This window comes from Candidatus Bealeia paramacronuclearis (assembly GCF_035607555.1).
GTDB classification, from domain to species: domain Bacteria; phylum Pseudomonadota; class Alphaproteobacteria; order UBA9655; family UBA9655; genus Bealeia; species Bealeia paramacronuclearis.
Genome location: NZ_JAVHWZ010000002.1, coordinates 286888 through 313391 on the forward strand (window position 1 = coordinate 286888; position 26504 = coordinate 313391).

General features: G+C 42.7%; 28 protein-coding genes and 4 tRNA genes. 12 read left to right on the top strand and 20 right to left on the bottom strand.

Annotated features, from left to right (window positions below; genetic code table 11):
• Window positions 1–4: 4 nt before the first annotated feature.
• Entirely contained in the window at window positions 5–1117 is a 1113-nt protein-coding gene (ald, locus tag Bealeia2_RS06310) for an alanine dehydrogenase (protein WP_331256234.1), read from the bottom strand.
• 889 nt (window positions 1118–2006) lie between these two features.
• On the opposite strand from ald, the gene Bealeia2_RS06315 reads away from it, so the two are divergent.
• Window positions 2007–2082, top strand: a tRNA-Glu gene (locus Bealeia2_RS06315).
• Between the two features lie 68 nt (window positions 2083–2150).
• Window positions 2151–3047: a DMT family transporter gene (locus Bealeia2_RS06320; protein WP_331256235.1), complete on the top strand. Its 897-nt coding sequence runs from the start codon at window positions 2151–2153 to the stop codon at window positions 3045–3047.
• A 19-nt stretch (window positions 3048–3066) separates the two neighbouring features.
• On the opposite strand, the gene Bealeia2_RS06325 is transcribed toward Bealeia2_RS06320, so the two are convergent.
• The 5 genes from Bealeia2_RS06325 to Bealeia2_RS06345 form a co-directional block, all read right to left on the bottom strand.
• Complete coding sequence (locus Bealeia2_RS06325; protein ID WP_331256236.1) at window positions 3067–3618, bottom strand: hypothetical protein; 552 nt, start codon at window positions 3616–3618, stop codon at window positions 3067–3069.
• A gap of 10 nt (window positions 3619–3628) precedes the next feature.
• Entirely contained in the window at window positions 3629–4138 is a 510-nt protein-coding gene (locus Bealeia2_RS06330) for an RDD family protein (protein ID WP_331256237.1), read from the bottom strand.
• A 150-nt stretch (window positions 4139–4288) separates the two neighbouring features.
• A tRNA-Ile gene (locus Bealeia2_RS06335) sits at window positions 4289–4364 on the bottom strand.
• Between the two features lie 250 nt (window positions 4365–4614).
• Window positions 4615–5106, bottom strand: a complete 492-nt coding sequence (locus Bealeia2_RS06340) for a hypothetical protein (protein WP_331256238.1) — start codon at window positions 5104–5106, stop codon at window positions 4615–4617.
• Between the two features lie 350 nt (window positions 5107–5456).
• Window positions 5457–5870 carry a putative hemolysin gene (locus Bealeia2_RS06345; RefSeq protein WP_331256239.1) on the bottom strand — a complete coding sequence of 138 codons (414 nt, stop codon included), beginning with the start codon at window positions 5868–5870 and terminating at the stop codon, window positions 5457–5459.
• Window positions 5871–5898: 28 nt separating this feature from the next.
• Between Bealeia2_RS06345 and Bealeia2_RS06350 the strand changes: the two genes are divergently transcribed.
• Window positions 5899–6804, top strand: a complete 906-nt coding sequence (locus tag Bealeia2_RS06350) for a DMT family transporter (protein ID WP_331256240.1) — start codon at window positions 5899–5901, stop codon at window positions 6802–6804.
• 1 nt (window position 6805) lies between these two features.
• Here Bealeia2_RS06350 and Bealeia2_RS06355 read toward each other — a convergent pair.
• A tRNA-Arg gene (locus Bealeia2_RS06355) sits at window positions 6806–6882 on the bottom strand.
• A gap of 117 nt (window positions 6883–6999) precedes the next feature.
• Complete coding sequence (locus Bealeia2_RS06360; protein WP_331256241.1) at window positions 7000–7422, bottom strand: hypothetical protein; 423 nt, start codon at window positions 7420–7422, stop codon at window positions 7000–7002.
• 221 nt (window positions 7423–7643) lie between these two features.
• Here Bealeia2_RS06360 and rsfS point away from each other — a divergent pair, with 221 nt between their 5' ends.
• Complete coding sequence (gene rsfS / locus Bealeia2_RS06365; RefSeq protein ID WP_331256242.1) at window positions 7644–8045, top strand: ribosome silencing factor; 402 nt, start codon at window positions 7644–7646, stop codon at window positions 8043–8045.
• Window positions 8046–8504, top strand: coding sequence for a 23S rRNA (pseudouridine(1915)-N(3))-methyltransferase RlmH (locus Bealeia2_RS06370; RefSeq protein WP_331256243.1), 459 nt, complete (start codon window positions 8046–8048; stop codon window positions 8502–8504).
• A gap of 15 nt (window positions 8505–8519) precedes the next feature.
• Here the strand turns inward: Bealeia2_RS06370 and Bealeia2_RS06375 are convergent, their stop codons facing one another.
• The 4 genes from Bealeia2_RS06375 to tpiA all read right to left on the bottom strand — a co-directional run bounded on the left by Bealeia2_RS06375 (window position 8520) and on the right by tpiA (window position 10564).
• Window positions 8520–9344 (bottom strand): hypothetical protein, encoded by an 825-nt coding sequence (locus Bealeia2_RS06375; RefSeq protein WP_331256244.1) that lies wholly within the window; start codon window positions 9342–9344, stop codon window positions 8520–8522.
• Between the two features lie 25 nt (window positions 9345–9369).
• On the bottom strand, window positions 9370–9654 hold the full coding sequence (locus Bealeia2_RS06380) for a hypothetical protein (protein WP_331256245.1): 285 nt from the start codon (window positions 9652–9654) through the stop codon (window positions 9370–9372).
• Window positions 9655–9676: 22 nt separating this feature from the next.
• Window positions 9677–9750: transfer RNA gene (locus Bealeia2_RS06385), tRNA-Gly, on the bottom strand.
• Between the two features lie 64 nt (window positions 9751–9814).
• Window positions 9815–10564: a triose-phosphate isomerase gene (tpiA, locus tag Bealeia2_RS06390; protein WP_331256246.1), complete on the bottom strand. Its 750-nt coding sequence runs from the start codon at window positions 10562–10564 to the stop codon at window positions 9815–9817.
• Window positions 10565–10638: 74 nt separating this feature from the next.
• Between tpiA and Bealeia2_RS06395 the strand changes: the two genes are divergently transcribed.
• A complete protein-coding gene (locus Bealeia2_RS06395) occupies window positions 10639–12138 on the top strand; it encodes a hypothetical protein (protein ID WP_331256247.1) in 1500 nt (499 codons plus the stop codon).
• 252 nt (window positions 12139–12390) lie between these two features.
• Here Bealeia2_RS06395 and recN read toward each other — a convergent pair whose 3' ends face one another.
• The 6 genes from recN to Bealeia2_RS06425 all read right to left on the bottom strand — a co-directional run bounded on the left by recN (window position 12391) and on the right by Bealeia2_RS06425 (window position 20047).
• Complete coding sequence (gene recN, locus Bealeia2_RS06400; RefSeq protein WP_331256248.1) at window positions 12391–14046, bottom strand: DNA repair protein RecN; 1656 nt, start codon at window positions 14044–14046, stop codon at window positions 12391–12393.
• A gap of 20 nt (window positions 14047–14066) precedes the next feature.
• A complete protein-coding gene (locus Bealeia2_RS06405; RefSeq protein ID WP_331256249.1) occupies window positions 14067–14891 on the bottom strand; it encodes an outer membrane protein assembly factor BamD in 825 nt (274 codons plus the stop codon).
• A gap of 154 nt (window positions 14892–15045) precedes the next feature.
• Entirely contained in the window at window positions 15046–16299 is a 1254-nt protein-coding gene (gene rocD, locus Bealeia2_RS06410; RefSeq protein WP_331256250.1) for an ornithine--oxo-acid transaminase, read from the bottom strand.
• A 23-nt stretch (window positions 16300–16322) separates the two neighbouring features.
• The gene (locus tag Bealeia2_RS06415; protein WP_331256251.1) at window positions 16323–16754 is read right to left on the bottom strand and encodes a DUF1284 domain-containing protein; all 432 of its coding nucleotides are present in this window, start codon (window positions 16752–16754) and stop codon (window positions 16323–16325) included.
• Between the two features lie 7 nt (window positions 16755–16761).
• On the bottom strand, window positions 16762–17310 hold the full coding sequence (locus tag Bealeia2_RS06420; RefSeq protein WP_331256252.1) for a biotin transporter BioY: 549 nt from the start codon (window positions 17308–17310) through the stop codon (window positions 16762–16764).
• Window positions 17311–18064: 754 nt separating this feature from the next.
• Window positions 18065–20047, bottom strand: coding sequence for a lytic transglycosylase domain-containing protein (locus tag Bealeia2_RS06425; RefSeq protein WP_331256253.1), 1983 nt, complete (start codon window positions 20045–20047; stop codon window positions 18065–18067).
• A gap of 69 nt (window positions 20048–20116) precedes the next feature.
• Here Bealeia2_RS06425 and dapA point away from each other — a divergent pair, with 69 nt between their 5' ends.
• From dapA to Bealeia2_RS06440, 3 genes are all read left to right on the top strand, one after another.
• Window positions 20117–21010, top strand: coding sequence for a 4-hydroxy-tetrahydrodipicolinate synthase (gene dapA / locus Bealeia2_RS06430; protein ID WP_331256254.1), 894 nt, complete (start codon window positions 20117–20119; stop codon window positions 21008–21010).
• Window positions 21011–21016: 6 nt separating this feature from the next.
• Window positions 21017–21490 carry an SsrA-binding protein SmpB gene (smpB, locus tag Bealeia2_RS06435; protein WP_331256255.1) on the top strand — a complete coding sequence of 158 codons (474 nt, stop codon included), beginning with the start codon at window positions 21017–21019 and terminating at the stop codon, window positions 21488–21490.
• Between the two features lie 160 nt (window positions 21491–21650).
• Window positions 21651–21788: a hypothetical protein gene (locus tag Bealeia2_RS06440; RefSeq protein WP_331256256.1), complete on the top strand. Its 138-nt coding sequence runs from the start codon at window positions 21651–21653 to the stop codon at window positions 21786–21788.
• 124 nt (window positions 21789–21912) lie between these two features.
• Here the strand turns inward: Bealeia2_RS06440 and Bealeia2_RS06445 are convergent, their stop codons facing one another.
• The gene (locus Bealeia2_RS06445; RefSeq protein WP_331255236.1) at window positions 21913–22896 is read right to left on the bottom strand and encodes an IS5 family transposase; all 984 of its coding nucleotides are present in this window, start codon (window positions 22894–22896) and stop codon (window positions 21913–21915) included.
• Window positions 22897–22964: 68 nt separating this feature from the next.
• On the opposite strand from Bealeia2_RS06445, the gene Bealeia2_RS06450 reads away from it, so the two are divergent.
• On the top strand, window positions 22965–23738 hold the full coding sequence (locus Bealeia2_RS06450; RefSeq protein WP_331256257.1) for a hypothetical protein: 774 nt from the start codon (window positions 22965–22967) through the stop codon (window positions 23736–23738).
• A gap of 22 nt (window positions 23739–23760) precedes the next feature.
• Here Bealeia2_RS06450 and Bealeia2_RS06455 read toward each other — a convergent pair whose 3' ends face one another.
• Complete coding sequence (locus tag Bealeia2_RS06455; RefSeq protein WP_331256258.1) at window positions 23761–24018, bottom strand: hypothetical protein; 258 nt, start codon at window positions 24016–24018, stop codon at window positions 23761–23763.
• A 237-nt stretch (window positions 24019–24255) separates the two neighbouring features.
• On the opposite strand from Bealeia2_RS06455, the gene kdsA reads away from it, so the two are divergent.
• Window positions 24256–25101: a 3-deoxy-8-phosphooctulonate synthase gene (gene kdsA / locus Bealeia2_RS06460; RefSeq protein WP_331256259.1), complete on the top strand. Its 846-nt coding sequence runs from the start codon at window positions 24256–24258 to the stop codon at window positions 25099–25101.
• A 12-nt stretch (window positions 25102–25113) separates the two neighbouring features.
• Complete coding sequence (gene eno, locus Bealeia2_RS06465; RefSeq protein WP_331256260.1) at window positions 25114–26415, top strand: phosphopyruvate hydratase; 1302 nt, start codon at window positions 25114–25116, stop codon at window positions 26413–26415.
• Window positions 26416–26504 lie beyond the last annotated feature (89 nt).

A 26504-nucleotide genomic window follows, 5' to 3' on the forward strand; every position in this document is an offset into this window, starting at 1 on the left:
CCGGTTAAATCAAGCTTTCAGGAGAAGTATAGGACAAGCCCAGTTCCTGTGCAACGACAGGATGGGTAATATGTCCTTGATAAACATTGAGTCCGCCTCTCAAATGGACGTCGTCCAAAAGAGCTTTTTTATAGCCTTTGTTCGCCAAGGCCATCACAAAAGGCAGCGTCACATTATTAAGGGCAAAGGCCGAGGTCCGCGCCACGCCCCCGGGCATATTGGTAACGCAATAGTGTACAACGCCATATTCTACATAAGTGGGGTGGGTGTGAGTTGTGGGACGACTGGTTTCAAAGCATCCTCCCTGGTCGATCGCCACATCCACAAGAACCGATCCGTGACGCATTTTTTTCACCATCGCTTCTGTGACCAATTTGGGGGCCGCAGCACCTGGCACCAAAACTGCGCCAATGACAAGATCTGCATCAATGACTGCGCTTTCAATCGCCTCAAGATTAGCATAAAGCGTCTTTAACTGCGGTCCAAACAAAGCATCTAATTCGATTAAACGGCGTGCGGATTTATCGATAATGGTGACCTCAGCCCCCAATCCTAAAGCGACACGTGCTGCATTGATACCCACAGACCCACCACCAATAACGACAACTTTTCCAGGTAAAACGCCAGGAACACCACCCAAAAGAATTCCCGCACCACCCTTTCCTTTTTCAAGGCAATGGGCACCCACTTGAATGGACATGCGCCCAGCAACCTCACTCATAGGTGCAAGCAACGGAAGCCCTCCCCGCTCATCAGTTACAGTGTCATACGCAATCGCGATGCAGTTTGATTTTAATAAGCCTTGGGCTTGATCCGGATCTGCTGCCAAATGGAGAAATGTCAAAAGAACTTGGCCGGACTTCAGCATTCTCCATTCGGTTTCTTGTGGTTCTTTGACTTTAACAATCATCTGAGCGCGATCAAAAACTTCTGCAGCAGAACTGAGAATGGAGGCCCCTGCGGCTTTGTAATCATCATCACTGCATCCAATCCCGGCCCCCGTTTGCGTTTCTACAAGAACGCTATGACCTGCATGAATCAGCTCCCGTACCGCCGAAGGCAAAAGCCCCACACGATATTCGTGAATTTTAATTTCCTTGGGCACACCAATGATCATTTTTTTTAATCCCTGTTCATTATTTTTCTGATTTAAGGGCTAAACACTCAAAGCCGTTGTGTCAAGGGTGTGTGTTAGTCCACAAAGACATCTCAAAAATCATAAAAAAAACACCCATCTTTCTCATCAACCAGTTCAATGATGAAGTGATGGGTGTGGTCTCGTATAGAAGTATAGAATATTGTGCCCATGGAAGATTTACTGAATGCAGCCTGAAGGAGCACACTCACAATTTAAAACTTTCTTACCATTGTAGCCATTGGCCGTAACATTCCATGTTTTCGTCCAAGTTAAGCGTTGAATATTACAGGCCTGCTGACATTTGTCATCAGCATCCTTTTGGGTTGGTTCCGTAGAAAAAAGGCCAAAAAAGGGCACAACGATACCCCCGCCACAAGGACAGCGAAGGTTATATAGACTGCTATTATTTCTTCCTGAGTGCCCGTAATACTCCGGGTTTCCACAAAGCCTTAGGTTATGGTCGGCGCATTCTTTTTTACATAAATTTTTACCACCATCTGTAATCTTATTTGGATCAATATGAGCTGTGTTGTAATATGTCACTGAGTTCAAATAATTTGCTGAACTAATGGAAAATATTGATATTAAAAGAGTTTTCTTAAGTATTTTAAATATCCTTTTTGTTTTGTAATGTTAACAGAAAAATGAAAATCTGGACGCAATTTTAATTTTGTAACATTTTCATTAAAATTTCGTTAATATTAAAAACTGGATTCAGTAAGGGGCTGGAGAAAGCAAGTGCTTTTTTAGAGCGATTAATTGATTCAGATCATCCATGAAAGGCAAATGAAATTTCCATTCAAAATATTTTTTACAATAGGTCTTGATTTTCTCATCTGAAGACAGTACATCAAGTCATGTCTTTCAGGTCCCCATCGTCTAGAGGCCTAGGACACCGCCCTTTCACGGCGGCAACGGGGGTTCGAATCCCCCTGGGGACGCCAATTTCGAAATTGTTATTGATATTTTAACCTTCTCTCCTTAGTTTTGGACATAAGGTCGGGGGGGGCAGATGTTCATTTCAAAATTAAATTCACTCAAAGCACGAATTTTGGAGGTTGTACCTGCCAAACTTATTGGTGCGGCTTTTATGATGAGCTGGGCACTTTTGTTTTCAACTGCCATGGCTTTTTCAAAAACGCTCCATCCAGATGTGCATAGCCTTGTCATTCTTTTTATGCGCTGTCTTTTTGGATTTATGATTTTCTCGCCCTTTGCTCTTAAAATGGGGTTGGCGGCGTTTAAAACCAATCGACCTCTTCTCCATTTGTTGCGTGTGTGTTTTATGTGCTCGGCCATGGCATGTACATATTATGCCTACCGGAATCTTCCTTTGGCCACCGCAACCTCTATTGGAATGACAGGCCCTCTTTTTACAACAATGCTCGCAATGCTGATTTTACGCGACAATGTTAGCCTTCAAAAATGGGGCGTTATTTTATTGGGGTATGTGGGCGTTCTTGTAGTCGTGAGGCCCCATGAGATTGAAATTACTCCGGCCATTTGGGTGGAAATCTTGGCCAATATTTTTGCTGCTTGCACAATCATATGCGTAAAACTTCTTTCAAAAACGGAGGAAACCGTCACGATTATGATGTATGCCACGTCTGCAGCCGTCATCGTCTCGGGACTTGCGGCCGTTTCCGTTTGGCAACCCCCCTCTTATGAGGACATTCTCACATTAGTGGCGATTGGCGCCTTGGGCGTAAGTTCTCAATTTTGCTCCGTAACCGCCCTGAAATTCGCAAATCCCTCGTATTTGAGCCCTTTTGAATATACTCGCCTTTGCTTTGCCATCCCCGTGGGATTCTTCTTTTTTGAGGAAGTTCCCACCCTTTGGGTTTTGGCAGGAAGCCTCATTATTATTCTGGCAACAACACTTCTCACAAAGATGGAAATGAAGACGTAAGAAGTCCCAAACAATACATCTAATTCTTCGATTGTAAAACTGAGGGCTTGATCTCCAGAAAATTTTTCTTCCCTGAAATGAAATTTGCAGAAAAGCCAAAAACATAAGTATCAAAAACGATTACATGGCTATAAGTCATATTTTCCGGCAAAGAGATTTTGAAAGCTTTTAATTTTTTTGCATCATCCCACACAATAAAGCCCCAAAAAAGTTTAGTTAAAGGCATTTCCATCTCATCAAGAACAATAGTTTTCGATTCTGTTAGCTCTAAGGACTTTTCTAGCCAAGAATTTTTATTCAAGATTTCAGAATTTTTCGGTGAATCCTTTCGTAATGCGATATCTCTGGGGTTTTGTTGGATGCCCTCTATCATGACTCTAAATGTTTTTTTGTGATCATAACTTTTGAGAGTTTCGAAATAATTTGTAGAGTTACAAACCCATCCCGGGCATCCCTTGACATTACCACCAGTTAAGGAGGCTTCAAATCCAAGGTCTTCAGCAGAGATAAACTTATATCCCGCGTGAAGCGTTGTGGACCAAAGTGCAAGGACCCAAGCGACGGATTTCATAGCGTTCTCCCTATTTTTTAGTCCCGGATTTCATCACAAGGCAGTGCGCCATGAGATCATGAAGGGCTTGGCGTCTTCGGGTAAGCCCCGCCAAAATAAATCCTAAATCCAAAATGATCATAGAGAAGACTTTGTTAAAATTTCGTAAAAAGGACTGAGAAAAATCCAATTGCTCGCCATTTATATCACAGACTTTGAGCCCCACAACTTTTTTGCCTGGGCTTGCCTGCCATTTGGACGACTCTAAAAGACTTATCAGAATGGTGAAAATCGTAATCCACATCATCCCAAACGTAAACATTTGCGGATTAAAAGATTCCTCCAAAAACATAGCGCTCATAAGATATTCCACCTCCTCAAGGACGTTGCTCCAAGCCTCAACGAAGGACATACCTTGGCGTGTATGCATCAGAATTTGCGACATCAGTTGGGGAATGGAAAAGAGAAATATGCCCCCTGCAAAAATTATCATATCAATCAAAAATGCTAAAACACGCCGCCAAAACCCAGCATAAGGCATAATTGGGATCTCCTTTTTTTAAGCTTTAATCAATTTAAACTCTTTTTGATCTCTCATAATTTTTGAAAATAGAGTTCTTCAAATTTGAAAATATTTATGCGAATGCATCTTTTAGCTGGGCAGAATAAGGCTCTCAGAAAAAATCCTAAATGGTGGGCCCGGCAGGAATCGAACCTGCGACAACTCCGTTATGAGCGGAGGGTTCTAACCGCTGAACTACAGGCCCACTGAGAGATAAAATAGCGAAAAATTAGTTTCCGTCAAGTCGGTTAAATCCTAGATTTTTTTAATTTCATAAATTCCAGAATTGAAAATGATGGAAAACTCTCTTCGAATGTGGTTTACCCCATTGATCAAGAGATCACAACAGAGGCCCATATTGAAACGCTTAACAATAGTGTTGTGCACATTGGGGTGAGCTTCGAGCCATTAATCAAATATCTTAAGCTTACTGTAAAACCAATCAGTCTTGGAAATTAGATCACTGACGTCCTTAGGATTTTTGATAACAGTCCTCTCATTTTTATCTGGGTGTTTGTGAGGGATTTATAAGGCACGTGCCACCTGAGTATGTACTCAGGACTTTGCAATGAGAGAATAATCTTTTGTCCATTGCTGTCCTTAATAATGCCCAGTGATTGCGTAGCCGCGCAAGGACTCAAAAAAAGATCTAAAGAACTTTCTGGAAGAGCAAGCATTGAAACTGTTGTTTTTTGATTGGAAATTTTGATTTCTCGAACTTTCCGTTTCAAACGCAGGGTTTCTTTGTTCCCATTAACATCAACTACAAGGGTTCGCTCCCCCTTTTTATACAGTTTCAAGGTTGTAAAATAAGTTTCTTCATCGGAAGTTGTAAACGCATCCGTGTCGGGATCGTAAACACGATAATTGGCTAGAAAATTTCCAAAACTTAAAGAACTTCCTAGTAAAAAAGAGACCATAAGCGCAAAGAGAATTTGGATTTTCATACGACGCTCCCTTTTGACACACACTTTCTCTAAATTTATTCGAGCTGTTACTGAGCTTTTTTTACTTTCTTTTTTTGTCTGAAAAATAGCAAAAAGCACAATCTTCTTTATTAAAAAAAAATTCACCAAATCACCAAAATTATAACATCCAGTTGATTTAATTTGGACGAAACTAGAGGATCCACAATTTAAAAAGGGAAAATAATATCCCACTTAAAAAGGGAAAACAATATCCCACTTTTATTGATAAATCCAATCTATAAAAATTATAACGATAAAAAAATATTTAAAATTATTATATAATAAATTCTCATGAATATTATTAATAACATATAATGTCAGGCCTCGTTTTAGTCTTTCGTAATATCCATTAATGCGGAATCCTTAAGAACAGCAACCTCATCGCATTGACCATTCCAAAGAGCTTCTAATTTACAAATAGCACCTGATGAAAGGATGCATTCTCCTTGATCTTCGCTAAGAGATCCACCTTGGATCACGCAATAGACTTGCTGAGGCGTATCAAATCCTGTGACTTTAACGCCTTGAGGCGGACATTTCCTCCTTAAAAGCGCCCATTCTTCACAGAGTTGATTGTCCCCCAAATCACAAATGCCATATTCTCCGCCGTCGCCTCGCTTTTCAATGTAGACCTTACCACCGCTATCAACGCAAAATTGAGACGCTGGATTGGCCAATCCTAAAAGAGCTGTTGAAGAAATTGAAAACAATGCCCATATTACAGTGAATAGATAATTTTTCATGAGTGAAACCTTCCAGATATTGATTTTTATGAATAACGTAGCCTCATCCTATCATAGTCTTCGTGGCATTGGATACATTCTCTTAAGCATTTGTTGCTTTGGGCTTAGCGATTCTGCGTTGAAATTTTTAGGAGCCCACATGCCTGTGGGAGAGGTGATGTTTTTTCGCTCCCTCATTTGGTTGTTCCCCGTTTTGGGATATTTTGCCTACAAAGGTGCCCTGCATGTTTTTTGGGAAGGAGATCTGAAGGCACAAACGGTTCGTGCGGCCATTGCTGCGGTGACACTTCCTTGTTTTATTTATGCCTATTCTCAGCTTCCCCTTGCCGATGCCTATGCGATTTCATTCGTATCACCTTTTTTTATGGCTATCTTTTCAATCCCCATTTTAAAGGAACGCGTTGAGCCTTATATGTGGTGGGCCATTCTCTTTGGGTTTTGTGGGGTTCTCATCATGATGCGCCCTGGAAGTTCAGTGATGAGTCTTGGGGGACTCGCCGCTTTTTCAGGCGGAGTTCTTTATGGCCTTGCGATGGTTTTATCGCGAAAGCTTACACGCAACCATGCCCCTCTTTCGGTGATGGTTTGGTTTTCTGTATTTACCCTTTTGGCAGGGATGGTGACCCTACCATTTTCTTGGGAAGCTCCCAGCTTATTTGAAGGCACACTTCTGGCTGTCACGGCGATTCTCAGCAGTTTAGCTCAACTTTATGGTATCAAGAGCCTTAGCATTTTAAAGGCACCCGTTGCAGGCGGCGTTGAATATCTCAATTTGGTTTGGGGAACTTTTTTAGGTTATTTTTTCTGGGGAGATTTTCCCGACAACTACATTGTAACAGGCGCTGTCATGTTAGTGATGGGGGGGCTTTACCTCACCTATCGCGAGACGACAAAATCTTCTCAAACCCCGCCAACGGCTTGCTTTGAAAATTAAGTGGTGTGCCCGAGAGGATTCGAACCTCCGACCCCAAGATTAGGAATCTTGTGCTCTATCCTACTGAGCTACGGGCACCTGATCGTTTTATAAAACTTTAGAGCACGTTGGGCAAGGTCTCAACGGGAAAATAAACAACCTCGAGGAGACTAAAAGTCTTCTCGAGGTTGAAAATCAGTTTTCAAACATGAATACTTATTTTACAACGGGTTCATCACTTCTTTCTTTTACAAAAGGATCTTTCACGGCATTACCCAAAGCTGCGTCCATCATGTGAGCAGCAACAAAGTTGGAATATCCCGCCCAATTCGCAAATGGCATTGCAAAAATGCCCCCTTCAAGATGAGGAGCTGCACTAACGCCATAAAGATAAACAGATTTTCCGTCCATATCGATGGTCTTCCAAGCTTCCATGTTAGGAACCATCATATGAGATCCAACAACCCAATAGTTTCCATAAGGCGCCCACCAATAGTTTGCACCCTCATAAACATGTGGTGTTAACGCAAGCTCATATTCGCCCAACATGATCATTTTTGCAGCAGCAACTGCTTTAGCTTCAGGGGATACGCCCAAAATGGCAACGGCAGATACAGCCGCTAAAAGTACATTACGCATAATTTTGCCTCCAGTATAAATTTGTTTGATGTTCATGTTTTTTTCATGTTTTTTCAGGCATTTTATCCTGACGAAAAGAACTATACCAGAAAATCCTTTCTAATTTAATAACAAAACATTTAAATTTAGAAAATTAAATGCCCTTAAAGGGCTCTCACCTTAGAGTCTCCCCAAAAACTTATATTATCATAAAGCTTGAATATTGACCTTAAAGAATTTATATGAATCATACGATATATAATTTTATAGGTGCTATCATTTCTAAAGCTGTTCCCAACCCGCAAGAACTCAAGGCTGAAATTCTGAAATTCTTAGAGGATCATAAAGCCCTTGATATTTTTACAATCGACATTAAAGACAGATCATCTTTTGCAGATTACCTCATTATTGCCTCAGGCACATCTCAGCGGCAAATCAGCTCGACTGCCGAGCTTTTGCGTCAGCATCTCAAAGAAATGGGTATCACCCCGATTTATATTGAAGGCGTTCCCCAATGTGATTGGGTCTTGATTGATGCAGGAGACATCATCGTGCATCTTTTTCGCCCTGAAGTGCGTGAGTTTTATAATATTGAGAAAATGTGGGATATTGTGGAGTCCCATTTAGAATCTCGAAATGCTTAAATGCACATTACACTGATTGTTCTTGGAAAGCTCAAATCTGGCCCTTTCAAAGCGGCAATCGATGAATATCAAAAACGACTTTCCTGGAGTTTGACACTAATTGAAATTGATGCGCGCTCAAAACTCCAAGGAGAGGCTTTGAAAGCATACGAAGCCCAAGAAATCCTTAAGTGTATTCCTGCCGCCTCGTTTGTAATTTCTCTGGATGAACGGGGCGAGAATCTCTCAAGTCCTGAATTTGCAACACTGTTTTCAGATATTCAAAATCACCATCAAGGACGAGTCACTTGTATCATTGGCGGGGCCGATGGCCTTGATGCCGGTGTTCGAAAACTCAGTCAAAAAACAATCTCAATGGGAAAGCTGACATGGCCCCACATGCTTGCACGCGTTATGCTGTTTGAACAAATTTACCGCGCCCAACAAATCCTCAAAGGACACCCCTACCATCGAGAGTGAGGCTTCCCTAAAAGCTTAATTTTCAACTTGATTTTCTTCATTCTCAAGCGTCATAGTGTCCTTCTTCGTCTCTTCTTCATCGGAATCCGTTGAATTCAGCTTTTTCTCGTCTTTCTCTTTGGACTCTGCTGGTTTTTCTGTTTCTTCCTCTTTGAGATTGGAAATTACGGGCTCCTCGATGATCACCGTAGGCTGCTGAACAACATTTTCAGGCTCTTGAACGATTGGAGCCGTCATCTCAGTCACGGTTGTGGTTTGAGGAAAATTTTCCGGCTCATGAACGGGATGAATGACTGGAACTTCTGGGATATTTGGAATTTCAGGTTCGATTACGATGGGCTGAGGCATTTGTGTTTCAACGCCAGACGATTTTGTTAAGGGCGTCTCAACAACAGTAGGGATCGTTGCATTTTGAGATACGGGTTTGGACTGTGTTTTTTGTGGAGTCAGTTCAGACATCGTTGGAACAAAGACAGGTGTCACACGGTGCTGTGTATTATTAATGATCGTAATTTTTTCGGAATATACAGACTGTTTTGAATTCACATGGTTAATTTGAAGAGGAGCCTGTGTGGATCCGGAACGATAGGCTGCCGTGTTTTTATTTCCAGCACTTTTACCTTCTAATGCACGAGCTTTGCGGCGCTCCACATTTAATTTTTCTTCATGATATTCGAGATTTTCGATACATTGTGCCAATTGAGGACTGCCCCAAGCAAACCCATAATCCAAACACTGGTTGCGGTAATTGGCTAAAATTTCCTGTCGTGTTAAGGGGGGCTCCATCAGATTACAACCAGAAAGCAAAAGAAGTGGAGAGATAAACGCGAATTTTTTCATTACACAACCTATACAATTAAAAGGTTTAAAACTTGGGATATCCTTGGGGCTTTAAATTACCAGCACGTTGTCTTTCCAAGAAAGTTTGATCCTCCAAAGCACGCGCTTTGCGTCTTTCGAGGGAGAGTTTTTCTTCTTTGTATTCTTGATCTTGAACGCACTTTGCAAATTCTGGTGTACCCCATTCAAATCCATATTCCAAACATTTGTCCCGATAAATGGTCAAAAGTTCTTGGCGCGTTAAGGGTGGCCGAAAAAGATCACAACCTGATACCAGAAGTAAAGGAAGAAGCATTATAATTTTTTTCATAAAAAAAACTCATCATCTATCTTGGAGCGGGTGAGGGGAATCGGACCCCCGTCTGAAGCTTGGGAAGCTCCTGCTCTACCATTGAGCTACACCCGCAAATTCCTGCTTCTAGTTATAAGAAAAGCTGGAAAGCTCTGCAAGCGCTTTTTAAGAGAGAAAATCACTCGGTCGAAGCCTCAATGATGCTCCAAAAATCATCAAGCTTGAGGCTTGCGCCGCCTACAAGAACGCCGTTCACATGGGGAAGGCTAAGAATATTTTTGGCGTTACTAGCTGTCACAGATCCCCCATAAAGGATGGGAATTACGCCACCACCAGAAAAGCGTTGAGAAAGTGTGTGCCGAATGGCTCCATGCATCCGTTCAATGTCTTCAAGAGTTGGCGTCAGGCCAGTTCCAATAGCCCACACAGGTTCATAGGCGATCAGAAGAAGTTCAGCCTTGGCGTCTGAGGGCAGTGAGTTTTCAATTTGGGAAATGACGGTAGCAATGGCTTTTCCCGAAGTACGCTCCTCCTTATTTTCACCAACACAAACGATGGTATGAAGCTTTTGAGTGAGAGCTGTCTTCACTTTGTTTTGTACTAAGGTATCGGATTCTAGGTGTCCATGGCGGCGTTCGCTATGCCCCAGAAGAACATAGTGAACACCCACATCCACGAGCTGTTGCGCGCACACATCCCCTGTAAAGGCTCCATGCTCTTTGTGATGACAATCTTGGGCCCCCAAAAGAATGGGCGTATTTTTAATGAGTGCATGCACAAGATCGAGATAAGGGTGGGACGGACATAAGATAATGTATGGCAAAGGTCGATCAGCCTCCAATAGCTTTTGAGTAAATCCTTTGGCCAAACCCGTGGCTTCCGCCCGTGTTCCATTCATTTTCCAATTGCCGACAATATATTGTTGCATATTTTTTAACTCTTTTTTAAGTGTCCCTATGTCTTACTTATAGGCTACATTGCTAAAAAATCAACTGAGGTCAGATGATTACGTTCAAAAAAATATCAACTGTTATTCTCATCCTTTTTCTGTTTTTTAGCTTTGACGTTTTTGCAACTTTGCCCGCCGTTTATTTCGTGCATCAACAAACAGGGCAAGAGAATAGCTGCCCTTATGTGAGCTGTCTAAATTTGAAAAAGATTCGAGAAAATCGATTTCAAAACCAAGGCACTTTAAACATGACGTCTGAGGAAAGTTTCCCCAAATGGAAGTCCTGCGCTGAGCTTTATTTTGGACTTTCAATCGCGGATCAAGTCTATGTGGAGACTTTAAAAACTTCAAAATTTTTTCAAAATTGGCATAGTCTTATTCGCAAAGAAGGCATTCATGATTCTCAAGTTTTCACTTATTGGAGGCTGCCTTTAAAAATGTGTTCGATCTTGCCTCTGGGATCCGCCCAGTATCGTGGATTTTTTCCGACTCTTTTTCAAGATCGTAAAATCGCCCATCTTCCCCCTGTTCAACGACGTCATCCTATTTTTATCAAAAAAGAAATACATTACCTTTATAATCAAGGAACAAAAAAATTAAAGATTTCACATCTCCAGGAAGACACTTCCAAATATAAAAAATCAGACGGGCCTTTTGGGTCTAGCCAGACTTATCTTTCAACAACTTTGCCTTATCAAGATCAGGAAAGTCCTTTTCATGAGGTAGGGCTTTATAAACTCGTTCTTTTTACCTTGGGACTTCATCGCGACCATCGACCTTTTGAAGAAAAAGACTTGGAGTTTAAAGCCTCCCAAGATTTTAGGAATGCAATTAAGGCTAAAAAAGATCACCCTTGGGCCGGACTTGAAGGCCAAGATTTGCTTGAGTTTCATCTCTCGAATCTATTTCTTACAAACGAATCTCTCAAAAAACGGACGGAATCACTAATTGATTTTTATTTTACCCCTTGGAAAATTTACAACCAGTTGTCGGGGTTTTATGATCCCTCAGGAAAACCACTTTCCAACAAGCATCTACCAGGAGATGAGCAAATGCTCGCCTATTATCTCAGTCTCACATTAAAGTACCTTTGGGCGGCAACACTCAGCGAAGACGCTTTGAGTGCAGTGATGCGAGAAGACAAAATGGGCTCCCGAGATTCAAATTGGTATCGTCGACTGCAAGATTGGGGGCTCGCGCCCAATCATAGAAATTTTCTGAAAGCTGCAATGAATTCAAATAGTTTTATGGGGCTTCATTTTGGAAAAGTAAGTATGACACATCCCCATCCGGAATCCTTTATGACTCTTTGGAAAGACATTCGAAATGCGCTTCCAAAAAATCTGCCGTTAGAGCTCATTGCCTTTGCCAGTCATGCCTGTGTTTTGAGCTTTGATGAAAGCTTACAAAAAGAACAATTTAAAAATCATGTTTATCCTGATGCTGCAAAACATCTGGGATTTATAGTTTTTGACTCCCTCTATGATAAAGAGTTTAAACCCATTTATCGCCTCCAAGGAAAAGACTCAGACAAAATGTTTGAGGAGAGGTAAATTAAATGTTTTTTCTTTTTCACATCTCAGACAAAAATCCATAAAAAATAGATTATAATTACAGCTCCAATTGATTTTTGAATATCCTCTTGGCTTAATTTTTCTGATTGTTTTCCCGAGTAAAGAGACTACTGACACAAATTAATGATAACACCATTGATGAAAAATAGTCTTTTGCGTACCAATGGTATAAATTTTAAGCATTTTTCTAAATAAAATAACTTAAGCGCAAGGCCAATAAATTAAGGCTTTTCACCTCCCCAAAAGGCGCAGAGCTTGGGCACGGGCTTCTTCTGTGATATTGGCACCTGAAAGCATGCGGGCAACCTCCTCAATACGGTCCTGGGGCTCAAGCACAATTACATCTGTGCGGGGAGCCCCCTCTTCAATGATTTTGAAGACGTGGATGTGATGATCTCCTGAAGTCGCCACTTGGGGCGAATGAGTGATGGCCAAAATCTGAACACCTTTGGAAAGGGATTTTAAGCGCTTCCCCATAGCATCCGCAACGGCCCCACCTGTGCCTGTATCAATCTCATCAAAGATCATGGTCGGAATGGCCATTTTGTCCGAAAGCACGACTTTGAGCGCAAGCATCAAACGCGACAATTCTCCACCTGAAGCAATTTTTGCAAGGGGACCTGGAGCAGATCCCGGATTGGTTGCGACCACAAAAGAGATGGTATCGATCCCTCCCCTGCCCCACCGCTCTTCGGGGAGCGTTTCAAATTGGACTTCAAATTGCACGTGACCCAATTTCAAAGGTTCAAGTTCGGATTTTAATTGAATGGCTAAATTTTCGGCCGCCACCTTCCTTTTTTCTGAGAGTCGCATGGCCAATTTATAATAATGAGATTTGGCTTGATTTGAGGCTTTCTCAAGATCTTCCAGCCCCGCTTCACCTTGCGAAAGTCGTCCAAATTCTGCCTCCATCTCCTGGAACAAAACAGAAAGATTATCCGCCTCTACTTGGTGTTTTCGGGCCATTTGTCGCAAAGCATATAAACGCTCATCAATCTCTTGTAAAGATTGATGGTCATCCAAAACTTGCGTATGCAAATCTTGAACATCAAAGGCTGCACTCTGCACCAAATTTAACGCTTCATCCAATTGACTTAAAATGGGATTCACACGATCTGAAATATACTCTTCAATACGTGCCAGGGATTTGTGGGCTTGCCCCAAACGTGTTGTGATCTGATCCCCCAAAAGCGAACTCAGCGCCTCCTCGGTTGCATTCGCAATTTTGGATTGATGGGCCACTTGCTTGCGCTTTTCTAAAAGCGTAGACTCCTCATCAATTTTGGGAGAAAGCGCCCTTAAATCTTCAATAGAGACTTTTAAATAGGCTTCCCGCACTTGGGAATTTTGAAGGTTTGAAATGGCCTCATCTAGGGCTTTTTTGGCCTTTTGATAGTGGAAAAAAGAATCAGAAACTTGGGATAAATCATTTTCTGCTGCAGAAAATCGATCAAGGGCTTCAAGATGAGCGTTTGCATCGAGTAATCGATCAAATTGACCATGAATTTCAAGAAGCCGTCCACCCACATCGCGCAAAAAACTAAGGCTTACGGGAACATCATTAACAAAAGATTTACTACGTCCGTCCCGCCCGAGAATACGTTTAAGAAGAAGATTTCCGTCTTCAAAAGGAATCTCGTTTTCGCTCAAAATCCCAGAGATTTGATCTAAAGAGGACACTTTGAAAGTGGCAATGACTTGAGATTTTTCAGCACCCTGACGAATGAGATTTCCGTCCGCTCTCGCCCCCAAGGCCAGCCCCAAAGCATCAAGCAGAATCGACTTTCCCGCACCAGTTTCACCCGTTAAAACGGAAAGACCTTCCCCAAATTCGAGATCAAGTTTTTCAATCAGCACCACATCGCGAATAGATAGAGATTGCAACATGGCTGGAAATCCCTCTCGTTTTAGAAGAATTTAATGCGGCGCAATTTATCGAGCCACGATCCCTCTTGTTGTTTAATCCAAAGTGGGCGCAAATCTTGGCCCTTCAAAAGCAAGAAAGTTTCTCCGTACCACTCATTGCCGGGGAAATTATGCCCCATCACGGCCGCAACCACTTGTGCTTCTTCGGTTAACCCCATAGCCAAATAACATTCAACCAAGCGATGCAAAGCCTCAGGCACATGGGTTGTGCGGGGATAGGCATCAATGACGGCTTGAAAGCGATTAATGGCCGCCAAATAAAGCCCGCCATTCATATAAAAGCGTCCAATATCCATTTCTTTTCCGGCCAAATGATCATAGACCAAATCGAGTTTCCATTTTGCGTCCCGCCCATATTTCGTCTCAGGGAAACGTTTGATCACTTCTTCAAAGGCTTTTAAAGACTCAAGCGTATTGGTTTGATCACGTTTGACGGAAAGAATTTCCTCATAATGACAAAGTGCACGCAAATAATACGCATAAGCAATATCTTTGTGTCCGGGGTGAAGCTCGACAAACGCATTAAGGGTTGCCAAAGCTTTATCAAATTCACGGTTAATATAACTAGAATACGCCGCCATCAATTGACCTCGCGTCGCCCATTCGGAATAAGGATGCTGACGTTCTACTTCATCAAAAGCCTCAGAGGCTTTATCGTATTCCTCAGTTATGAGCTTTTTATAGCCTTCCTCATAAAGTTCGGTGGCCGGACGTTCCACATAGGGTTTTTCTTTAGGACTACACGCCCCCAAAAGAACAAAAGGAAGCAGAGCGATTGGTTTTAAAATTTGACGAGTGCGCAACACGAGAACCCCTAATACGTGATATCAATTGATGGATTTGTTATACGCGGTTTATAGTCGTCCTGCAATGGGATGCGTTTTGGAAAATACAATTAAAAGCCCAAGGAGAAATAAATTGCACTGACACAACTCTCACCCTCTACCGCCATGAAGGCCGTTAAAGATTCGCTTCGATCTCCTCAACAGTCTCTTTGATTTTCTCAAGCGCAAAATCCACTTCCTCCTTTATAATTACAAGAGGTGGAGCCAAGCGTACAACTGTCTCGTGAGTTTCTTTGCTCAAAACACCTTTTTCTTCAAGCATTTCACAAACCCGCCGGGCAGAAACGAAATCAGGGTTAAACTCAAGACCCACCCACAGGCCACGTCCATGGACACTTTGAATTAACGGAGACCTTATTTTTTTCAACTCATCTTGAAGGTATTTTCCCAAAACTCGTGAATTTTCTACAAGCCCTTCTTCAATAAGGACATCAATTGCCGTTGAGGCTACATGACATGCCAAGGGATTTCCACCAAATGTAGATCCGTGAGAACCGGGCACCATATGTTTAAGAACATCACGATTGGAGAGAAACATCGAAATCGGAAGCAGCCCACCTCCCAAAGCTTTGCCTAAAATAAGACCATCGGGATGGATGCTTTCGTGTTCAAATGCAAACATTTTACCTGTCCTCCCCAACCCAGATTGGACTTCATCCATAATCAGAAGGACGTTGTGCTTCGTGCAAATGTCGCGGACAGCTTTTAAATAACCTTCGGGAGGAACGATAATGCCCGCTTCACCTTGAATGGGCTCGACCAAAAAGGCACACGTGTTTTCTGTAATAGCCGCTTCAAAAGCGGCCGCATCACCAAAGGGAACGTGTTTGAATCCTGGCGTACAGGGGCCGAAATGTTCTTTATAAGAGGGCTCTGAAGAAAAGCTGATAATGGTTGTAGTGCGTCCATGAAAATTATTTTTGCACACAATAATTTCGGCTTGATTTGTGGGGATCCCTTTGGATCTATATCCCAATCTGCGAGACGCCTTAATGGCTGTTTCCACAGCTTCTGCGCCCGTATTCATGGGAAGCCCCATATCAAATTGGGCCAACTTACAAACTTTTTCTAATAAGGGCGCCAATTGATCCGTATAAAATGCACGCGAAATCATAGCCAGCTTTTGAGCTTGTTCATTCAAAGCTTTTAAAAGACGGTCATGGCTGTGGCCATGGCTGACGGCAGAATAGGCCGACATCATATCAAGATATTTTCGTCCCTCAACATCCCACATCCAAACGCCTTTGGCCTTGGTGATCACAACGGGAATCGGGTGATAATTGGGCGCACAAACTTGAGATTCACGGAGGATGAAGTCTTCGGTAAGATTGGGCATATTATCACCTCTTTTGTTGATGGGAAGATCCATGCCTCATTATCCATCAAAGATAATTAAGAAGGTGTTAACGCCCCTGATAAAATCTTACTTAAAGCCACCTCACAAACACCCAAACTTTTCCATTCGCAACCCTCACAGGACGCATGAAACTTCTCAAAGGTCATATGTGTTTTGATGCGATTCAAGCCTTCATTCCAACTTAAGATTTGCCCCTCTTGAAGTTCAAGGGCCAATTTGTGACGAGCGTCCAAAGATTGGATTTTTTCTTCCTTTTCGCAAAAACCCTTTTCCAGATTATGGGGGCAAGGACGGCAAATCTCATCGGTGCGAGAATGGACTTGTAAGAGAGTTTCGGGACTTTCAGTGATCTGATCTTTGATCGTTTGATAGTTTTGAACAAAATCAGGAGAGTACCCCATCCCTTGAAAACCCACCGTACACATAAAATGATGCGGGCGAAAAAGGATGGGAACATTACTTGTCATAGAGTTTTTATCGCGTGCGATAAGACCGAATAGCTTTAAGGGCGCTGCAGAGAATTCCCGCCTTCACAATGCCTGGAATGATGAAAGGCATAAGGCCAAAAGTCACCGCTTTGTCAAAGCCAACGAATGTTGAAAGCCATGCCACGCCCATAGCGAACGTCATGATAGTGGCAATTCCACACAAGGCCATATCAAAAAACCAACCTTGAGAATTCAAGCGCTCACGTAGATGGGGAATGAGGGCTGCGATAAAAACATAGCTATAGATATATCCTGCGGTGGGTCCTACGAGAATCGCCAGACCTGGCTCCCATCCTGCAAAAACAGGAAGACCCGCAGCACCCATACCAATCCAGAGAAGAACGGATTGCAGTGCGCGTCGTGACGAATAAGTAAGTGCCAACAAAAGGACCGCTGTGGGCTGCAATGTAATCGGGACTGGTTTTAAGGGAATGAAAATTTTGGAGGCGGCCAGAAGGAGGATGACGCCACCAACAACATATGTGAGTTCTTTCCAAATGGATTGAGACTCAGATTTTAAAAGGGCTTTAATCATAAGAGAAACCTCATAGTTTATATAAAATTTTATCTTATATTAACCTATTTTTAATCTTTTGAATAGGTATTTTGTTTCGATCTTCAGGAACCCCTCATGAAATAACGGAAAACAATACACCCTCGAATCGTGCTAAATTATTTGGCTACGCCTCAGTTTTGCTCAGAATCTCAACAAGTTTAAAAAAATTTCATATTTGTTTTAAGTTCATAATTCCAACACAGTCATGCTGAATTTATTTCAGTATTTCCTTAAAAATAACGCGGCAAGTAAAAAGATCCTGAGAAACAAGCTACTTGTTGTCAGAAGTCGTTTTCTCAAGATGCCCCAGCTATTTGGTTTTAATAAATAAATTACAGCACATGCTTGAGACAAACTTATTCATGAGGTGGTCCTGACAAATCAACTCTCGATCTTGGAAGGGTTGTGATCTTATGTTAGACTTAGCCTCTGCTAAAGATTGGTTGATTATAAACTTCAGAGGGAGCTAAAAAATGCTAAAAAAAATTATAATGCTATTCCTAGCCATCGGAACTTATCAGACTCTAGATTCACGATTTTTAACTGCAGATTGTGGTGGCATGACAACGTGTAGTGATACTTGTCAAAATACAGATGGGTGCGAATGTTTCTGGGGAGGCTGTCGCTCCGTGGGAGACGCTCTCAAAATGCAACGAAGTGAAGAAATGAAATATCACATGCGCTGGCTTCAAGAAAAGTTATGCGAGGCCAATCCGACTTCCTGTCAATAAAGTTATCGCTGCAAATCATGAACGAGTGTCATCTTTGGATGTCTCTCCTCATGAGCGCGGTAAACGTTCACGTTTTCAAGCACGCGCTGAATATAATTCCGAGTTTCATAATAAGGTACAAGCTCTAACCAATCGACTACATCAATCTCGCCCCGACGTGGATCCCCAATCTCTTGAAGCCAACGGTTAACAGGCTCCTTCCCCGCATTGTAAGAGGCAATAGCCAGAATATAAGATCCGTCAAATTCTTGGACTAAAGAATGAATGTGATGCGCTCCCAATTTCACATTATGTTTGGGATCATGAAGTTTATTATGAGAATGAGAAATTTTCATTTTTTTGGCCTCTTTTTGAGCCGTTGCAGGCATCAATTGCATGAGTCCCATAGCACCAGCATGACTCACGGCACCTGCGTCAAAGCGGCTTTCCTGCATAATAAGCCCATTAACAAGGGCGGCTTCTAGGCCCTCTTGCCCATGAGGATGATTGATTTTGGGATAGGCCGCTTTCAAATGAAGACCCTCTTGAAAACCTACTTTTTTGGCAACAACAGCTGCCGCATGAGGGCTGACTTTGGCCGCCAAATCCACCAACAAATGACGTTCTGCTGTTGATTTTGCATTCTTACCAATGTGAAACGCAAATGTTTGCATATAGTTTTCCGCAGGCTTTCCCATTTTGGTGAGCACTTTTAAGGCCTTAACAAGATTCTGACTTTCAAATTCTTGTCTCTCTTTCGTAGTGGCCTTAGGCAATGAGGCTAACTCTGGATGGGGACGTTTTTCCAATTTTGCTGCAGACAATTGTCCATAAAAAGACGTCGTATGCTTGGCTCCTTTTTCGTACCATTTTGCAGCAAGTTCAACATCCTCTTGCCCCTCAGCAGCACGGCCCGCCCAATAGGCGGCACGACTCTTACTGATGGGCGATTTAACCTGATTGTAAAGATTTGAAAACCGTTGAAGGGCTGCTTCTGAATTATTCAAAAAACGAAGGGCCACAAACCCACTTAAAAACTCTGCTTCCGCAAAAGCCTCCCCTTCCTCAAGCCCATGCTTTTGAATGAGCGCATAAGCGTCTTGAGGACGTCCTTGTTGCAAAAATTCCCGCGCCAAATAATTGCGTTCCTTCCACCATTTATCGGCATAAGCGGATTTTTGAGGGACCATCTTTAACAGTTTTGCGGCAGTTTCCAGCTGATCTGATTTTCTCAGTAATTTGACTTGCTCATAAAGAACACCTTCATTTCGATCTCCTGAGAAGGAATGACTTACTGATTCCGCTTGAATGAGCGCAAAGCGCGCTTCTGCAGATTGACGAGCTTGAGGTCCAACAAGGCTCACCAAACGCTTGGCTTGATCCAACTCCTCATCCCACAAAAGGCGCTCAAGACGCGCTTCGTGATCGGGTGCCTTAAGGTCTTCACCGAAAGCGCCCAAATACTCTTGAGCTTCTTCTCGCGTAAAATTTCTTGTTATCCAACCTTCCCTGGCAATGTTAAGGGCTTTGGTTTTCTGTCCCAAAGCTTTCAAGGCTTTTGCATAATGCAAGTACCCAAAACTCGTTTGAGGGGGATGGGATTGAAACCATTCGGCAACGTCTTGAGGCTCTAAGGTTTCATCCATCATAGATTCAGCACGTGCATTGAGTTTTTCTTGTGCGGGCCAATCGGGATGAGCAATAATAAACGCGGTTACATCATAAAGGCCAAGCCTTGGATCCTTTTCTTGAATCCCCACCCACGTCATGAGATCACCTACAACACCACAATTGGTCATGGGATTATACCCCCCTTTTGTCAGTTGCGCCTGGAAAGCCTCTTCACATTGCTTTGAGTTTGAAACTAATGATGACGTTGAAGCCCATAAAATTGCAATGAATCCACTTACCAAAATCGAATAACGCGATCCGCAAATTCGATCATCCCCCTGGCACAAGCTTAGGGTGCCCCTGCGGGAATAGGATTTTCGATCGTGACTTACCATCAAACTCTTGCAGATCTTTGTGATCATCGCTACCCTCTCGCTTAGAAATCATATGACAGGAAAAATACCATGCTCCACGGAATTATAACAGCTATTATCACCCCTTTTCGTGAAGGAAATATTGATTGGTCTGCACTTGAGAAAATTATTAACTATCAATCTGATGCGGGAATTCACGCCCTTGTAGTCGCAGGATCTACGGGCGAAGGACTTCTTTTGACTGAGGAACAAAAGATTTCTGTCATTCAAAACTCCCTTAAATTTGCCAAAGGACGCCTTAAAATTATTGCAAGCACAGGCTCTCCCTCAACTCAAGATGCTGTCACCCTCAGTCAAAAGGCCCAGGACTTAGGCGTCGATGGCATTCTTGTGATTTCTCCTTGGTATGTAAAGCCCAATCAAGAAAGTCTTTATCAACATTTCAAAACCATTCACGACGCCACTTCCGTCCCTATGATTGTCTATAATCATCCCGGACGGTGCATTGTCGATATTAGTTATTCAACGGCAGCACGCTTGAGCGAACTGGCTCATCTTTCAGGTTTTAAAGATTCTTCAACAGATGTGGCCCGACTTCAAAATATAAAATCTATAGCCAATCCTAAGTTGAAGTTTTTCTCAGGGGATGATCCCACAGCCCCCGGTTATTTGGCCTTGGGGGGGGATGGAATTATCTGCGTGGGCTCAAACGTGGCCCCGCGGGAATACATCACACTTTATGATGCCTGGGCGCAGAGAGATCTCAAAAAGTTCACTCAAATGCGTGACCTTTTATCGCCCCTTGCTATTGCCACCAATTTGGAAACAAACCCCGCGCCCATCAAATATGCGGCTTCTCTTTTGGGACTTTGTCAAAACGAGTGGATTTTGCCTTATGTTGACTTGCAGGAGTCAACAAAAACGGCTATTCGTAAGGCCCTGGAGTTGCTTGCTCTTAAACCCGTTTCGCAAAAGGTCGCCTGATGTGTCATGACTAAAGTTCACGAAAAAAAAATGATCGCCCAAAATAAGCGTGCCCGATTTGACTATCATATCGAAAGCACTATTGAAGCAGGCGTTATGCTTCAAGGGAGCGAGGTGAAATCTTTGCGTCAAGGCAAGGGTAGTATTTCCGAATCTTATGCAAGCAGCGAGGGCACCAACGATCTTTACCTCATCAACTCCTTTATTCCTGAATACATTGAGGCGAATCGATTTAACCATTCCCCAACCCGCCCACGAAAGCTTTTATTAAAACGTCGTGAGTTGAATAAACTTTTGGGCGCCGTGCGAAAAAAAGGCATGACGATTGTGCCTTTAAATCTCTATTTCAATTCCCGCGGCATGGTCAAGCTAGAGATCGCTCTTGTTTCAGGTAAAAATAAGGCCGATAAACGCGCCACAGAAAAAGAGCGCGATTGGAAACGCGACCAATCCCGCATTCTCAAAGGCGACATGGATTAGGAACACATTTTTCAAACCTTACGATTATTTCCTGTGGACGATTTTTCACTTCCCTCCATCATAAAATTTTATATTGACAAAATAATTTTTTATTAAAATACTATTTTACCTTTATTCAATTTTTTAGGCTTTTTAATAAAATAGTAAGGAAAAATTAAATATGTTAAAAAAATTAACGAGTTACGTCACCCTTTTGATATCAATCCCCTTTTTAGGACAGGCTACACTTTACGAATTGGAGATTGGGGATCTTAAAAGTCGAACAATTTACATTCCCTTTTCTAAGGCCATTGCATAATTAATAAAAATTCCAACTGAGGTCCTGAAAAGCTAATTTTTGAGTTTTTTAAATTGAGGGGGATGATATTTTTCTTCGTCTCTTTGTTCTTTTTTTGCTCAAATACTCACTTAACTCGCCTGATTTATCCATAAGCAACCTTATTTGTGGCCTTTAAGAGGTTAAAGGCTATGGCTTTTAGGGCCATTTGTCCTTGAACTTTGGGTGTTGTAAAATAGGATGCTCTCGTGAATTTGAATTTTCGTTTTAAGGTTCCAAATCCTTGTTCCACCCTATATCGAATCTTCGAAATCATCCGGTTAAATACTTTTTGCCAATGGGTTAAGGGCTTATTTCTTTTCGCTTTCTCCATCAACCCGTTCTTAATCCCCTTAGACCTCAGCAAGTCTTTGTTTCCTTGGGAAGCATACCCTTTGTCTCCATAAAGCCTCTTATCTCGACGCTTCTTCACAACCTCTTCCAACTCTCTCACTTCAGAGACATGCGCAGGCGTCACGTGAACCTGATCAATATATCCGTCCTCCTGGTCAATGACCATAAAGCCTTTGTACCCAAAATAGCTCCGTTTCCCCTTCTTAAGCCATGTGGCATCTGGATCTTTGGAAAGGGTTACCTGCTCTTCAACAGCATATTCCTTGTCTTCTTCACGATCAACAGCCATCCCCTCCATTTCTTTCCGAGGACGTGCCGCTGATTCGATAAGCGTCGCATCTATAATCGCTCCTTGGGATTCTTTCACTTTTAATCCCTTTTGTTCTAGTTGATAATTGATCATTGCAAGGAGGTATTCCCAAAGGTTTTGACTGATCAACAAGTTGCGAAATCGACAGAGCGTCGTATGATCAGGCACCTTTTCCAACCCCGTGATGACCATAAAGTCCAACCGAACCCTCAAGGCTTCTTCCAACCCCTCATCGCTTAAGCTATGCCAAGCCTGCAAAATCAACGCCTTCAGTAAATTGACTGGTACGTACCCATTGGGGCCATAGCCAGATCTTCCTAGTTTCCCCATATTTTGCTTTACACTCTCCCAGTCGATAAGGCTAAAAGCTTGGATAAGTTGACTGTTCTTTAAACGCTCTCTGGCTTCACGATTTAAAAAGGACATTTTCGATCACTCCTGCTTTTCGGACTTTCCTCAGTATATCCTTTCTCTCCTCATCCCTCAATTATGCAATGGTCTTAATTTACATTCCCTTTTCTGCCAAAGAGAAAAAATATACACTTGTACGTGCTACAGAAAAGGATAAGGCAGGAATGGAGCTGAAAAATGCGAATAAGGATCAAGAAGAAAGAATCAAATTTGCCAATCAATTTGGTTTGTCGCATGGGCTAAAAACTCTCGAGACTTACAAAATGTTATCTGAATGGAACATTCCCGCATTTAAAGATTATAAGTTTGGTTTGTTTTCCATCTATCAATTAAACGAATCAAATAACAAGGCCTCCTACGTTGGAGAACTCAATTTAGACGAATCCAACTTGTCTACAAATGGGAGTGTAGAAGCGAGTTATGATATCGAACCCACTGTGCGCAATCAGGGAATTGCAAAGGCTGCGATGCTTACCGTAATGATCAAGCTTTTTAAACCGCTAGAGAAAACATCTCCTTGGCAAATGGATTACGCTTCCCTCAGCAACAAACAAAAAGCAAACAGTACCGGCTTTAAAAAATCAACTAAAGTGCTTTCATTTATGAAGCTTAAAATAGGGCCTGACAATCTCTATTCTACGATTTTAGCCAATCGGTTAAACTTTCAATTTTATAATCTTGGCGCAGACTATTCCGTTGTTTATTCTTGGCCGCCTCAAAAGAGTCCAATTCCAGAAATAGCGTTTACTCAATTGACGCCTTTCATCAAAAATTTAATTTCTTCAAACGAGAATGATCGACAAATTGCCATTCAGACGATTATCAAAACGGTCGACCGAGCAAATGAACAAAAATAAAGATAGCACTGAACTCTTAAGCCTATTGCGCAGGAGGGGCACACTTGGCAAGGCATCCCTCTTCACAGGCTTTGAATTGGTGAGCACAAGCCTCAAGTGCTGTTTTATCGATTCCTGCAGTCGCGTGGCATTGCTCGAAAGTTACTTTGCACCCCTGAGGGCCCTTGGCACACGCGTTAAAGCAAGCTTCACATTTATCGTCACATTTTCTGTTGCATCCCACAAGTGCTAACATAAAACACACGGAACATAGCGTAAGGAAAGAAGAAACTTTGGCCATGAACTGGTCTCCCATTTTTATTGTTATTGATATATATCCTGACTCAAAATTTTGGATTTGAAAACAAAAAACGTCATATCTGGCAAAGGCACCTTAATAAAAAATTTATTTTCAACATATTATGAAATTCGGAGAGGCATGAAAATCTGCCTTTTCTCATACCAACTTTTGCATTGACATTACAACAAGAAAAACAAATTAATGTCTTTAATATAGCTATTTTTAAGTGAGGTCCCCATGATGCAAAAACATATCACCATTGGAAATTTTAAAATTGGAAATGATCTTCCCTTTGTTTTGATCGCAGGACCGTGCGTCATTGAAAGCAGAGCTCATGCGATAGAGATGTCCTCAGCGCTTAAAGAAATCACCTCAAAACTTGGAATCCCCCTCATTTACAAAACGTCATTCGACAAAGCCAATCGCACCAGCGCCTCTGGAGAGCGTGGCCTTGGCATGGCGGAAGGTCTCAAAATTCTGGCTGACGTTAAAGAAACTCAAGGATGCCCTGTCATTACTGACGTTCATGACGCCTCACAGTGCGCGCCTGTAGCAGAAGTTGTGGATGTTTTGCAAATTCCGGCATTCCTCTGCCGTCAAACAGATTTATTGATTGCCGCAGGAAATACCGGTAAAGCCATTAATGTCAAAAAAGGTCAATTCTTAGCACCCTGGGACATGAAAAATGTGGCGGCTAAAATTGCAGCCACGGGTAATGAAAATATTATGCTCTGCGAACGCGGTGCATCATTTGGATACAACACACTCGTCTCAGATATGCGGTCTTTGCCTATTTTGGCGCAGACGGGATATCCTGTCGTTTTTGATGCGACACATTCGGTTCAACAACCGGGCGGTCACGGTACGTCTTCGGGGGGACAACGAGAATTTGTTCCTGCTTTGGCACGTGCAGCATTGGCTGTGGGAGTGGCTGCCGTTTTCATCGAAACGCATGAAAATCCAGACCGAGCACCCAGCGATGGCCCCAACATGGTCAAATTGCAGGATCTTCCAAAGCTTCTTCAATGTCTCAAAGACTTTGATCAACTGTCAAAATCAAACCCATTTTCTCTAGCATCTTAAAGGAAGAATACCATGAGCATCATTACCGATATCCACGCCCGAGAGATTCTAGACTCCCGCGGCAATCCTACAGTTGAAGTCGAAGTCACATTGGAAACAGGTGCATTTGGTCGCGCAGCCGTGCCTTCAGGAACCTCAACAGGTAGCCATGAGGCTGCCGAAAAACGCGATGGAGACAAATCCCGCTATCAAGGCAAAGGTGTCCTTGATGCTGTTGAGGCCGTCAATGGCGAGATCTATGATGCAATCTCAGGCTTGGATGCGGATGAGCAAATTGCCATCGATCAACGTTTGATTGACTTAGACGGCACAGAAAATAAGGCGCGCTTGGGCGCTAATGCCATTTTAGGTGTGAGTTTGGCCACCGCCAAAGCGGCAGCGGCTGAGCGCGGAATGCCGCTTTATCGCTATGTCGGTGGCGTTTTTGCCCACACTCTCCCCATCCCGATGATGAATATTATTAATGGGGGCGCACATGGAGACAATCCCATCGATTTTCAAGAATTCATGATTATGCCAGTGGGGGCGGTCAGCCTTACTGAAGCTGTTCGCATGGGGTCCGAGATTTTCCAAACGCTTAAAAAAATTCTCTCCCAAATGGGAATGAGCACCAATGTGGGAGACGAAGGCGGTTTTGCACCCTCTCTCCCTTCCACCCGTTCAAGCCTTGATGTCATTATGAAATCCATTGAGCAAGCGGGATATACTCCTGGCGAAGATGTCATGCTGGCCCTTGATGTGGCAGCTACTGAATTTTATCGCGTGGGGCGTTATCACCTTGCGGGTGAAAATAAGATTTTAGATGCCGAAGGGCTTGCAAAATTTTATGAAGAACTCGTGAGCAATTATCCGATTATCTCCATTGAAGACGGCATGGCCGAAGACGATTGGCATGGTTGGCAGCTTTTGACGAATGCATTGGGCAAAAAAATTCAATTGGTCGGCGATGACCTTTTTGTAACCAATCGCGAGCGCTTGATTGAAGGCGTCCAAAAAGGCGTTGCCAATTCTATTTTAATTAAAGTCAATCAAATTGGAACGTTAACCGAAACGCTTTCCACGATCGACTATGCACACAAAGCTGGATACACAACGGTCATGTCCCACAGGTCTGGAGAAACTGAAGACACAACCATTGCAGATTTGGCAGTTGCATGCAATTGCGGACAAATCAAAACGGGATCATTGTCGCGTTCGGACAGGGTTGCCAAGTACAACCAGCTCCTCCGCATTGAAGAAGAACTGGGAACACAATCCGTTTATGGTGGATTTTCAATTGGAAAAACAACCCGAGAGGACAGGGCCACCTCATGAAAAAGTTTGCATCAAGAAGACATAGTAATTTAGAGCTTAAAACCTATTAAGGTGCTGAAATAAATTCAGCATGACGATTCATGGCGGTG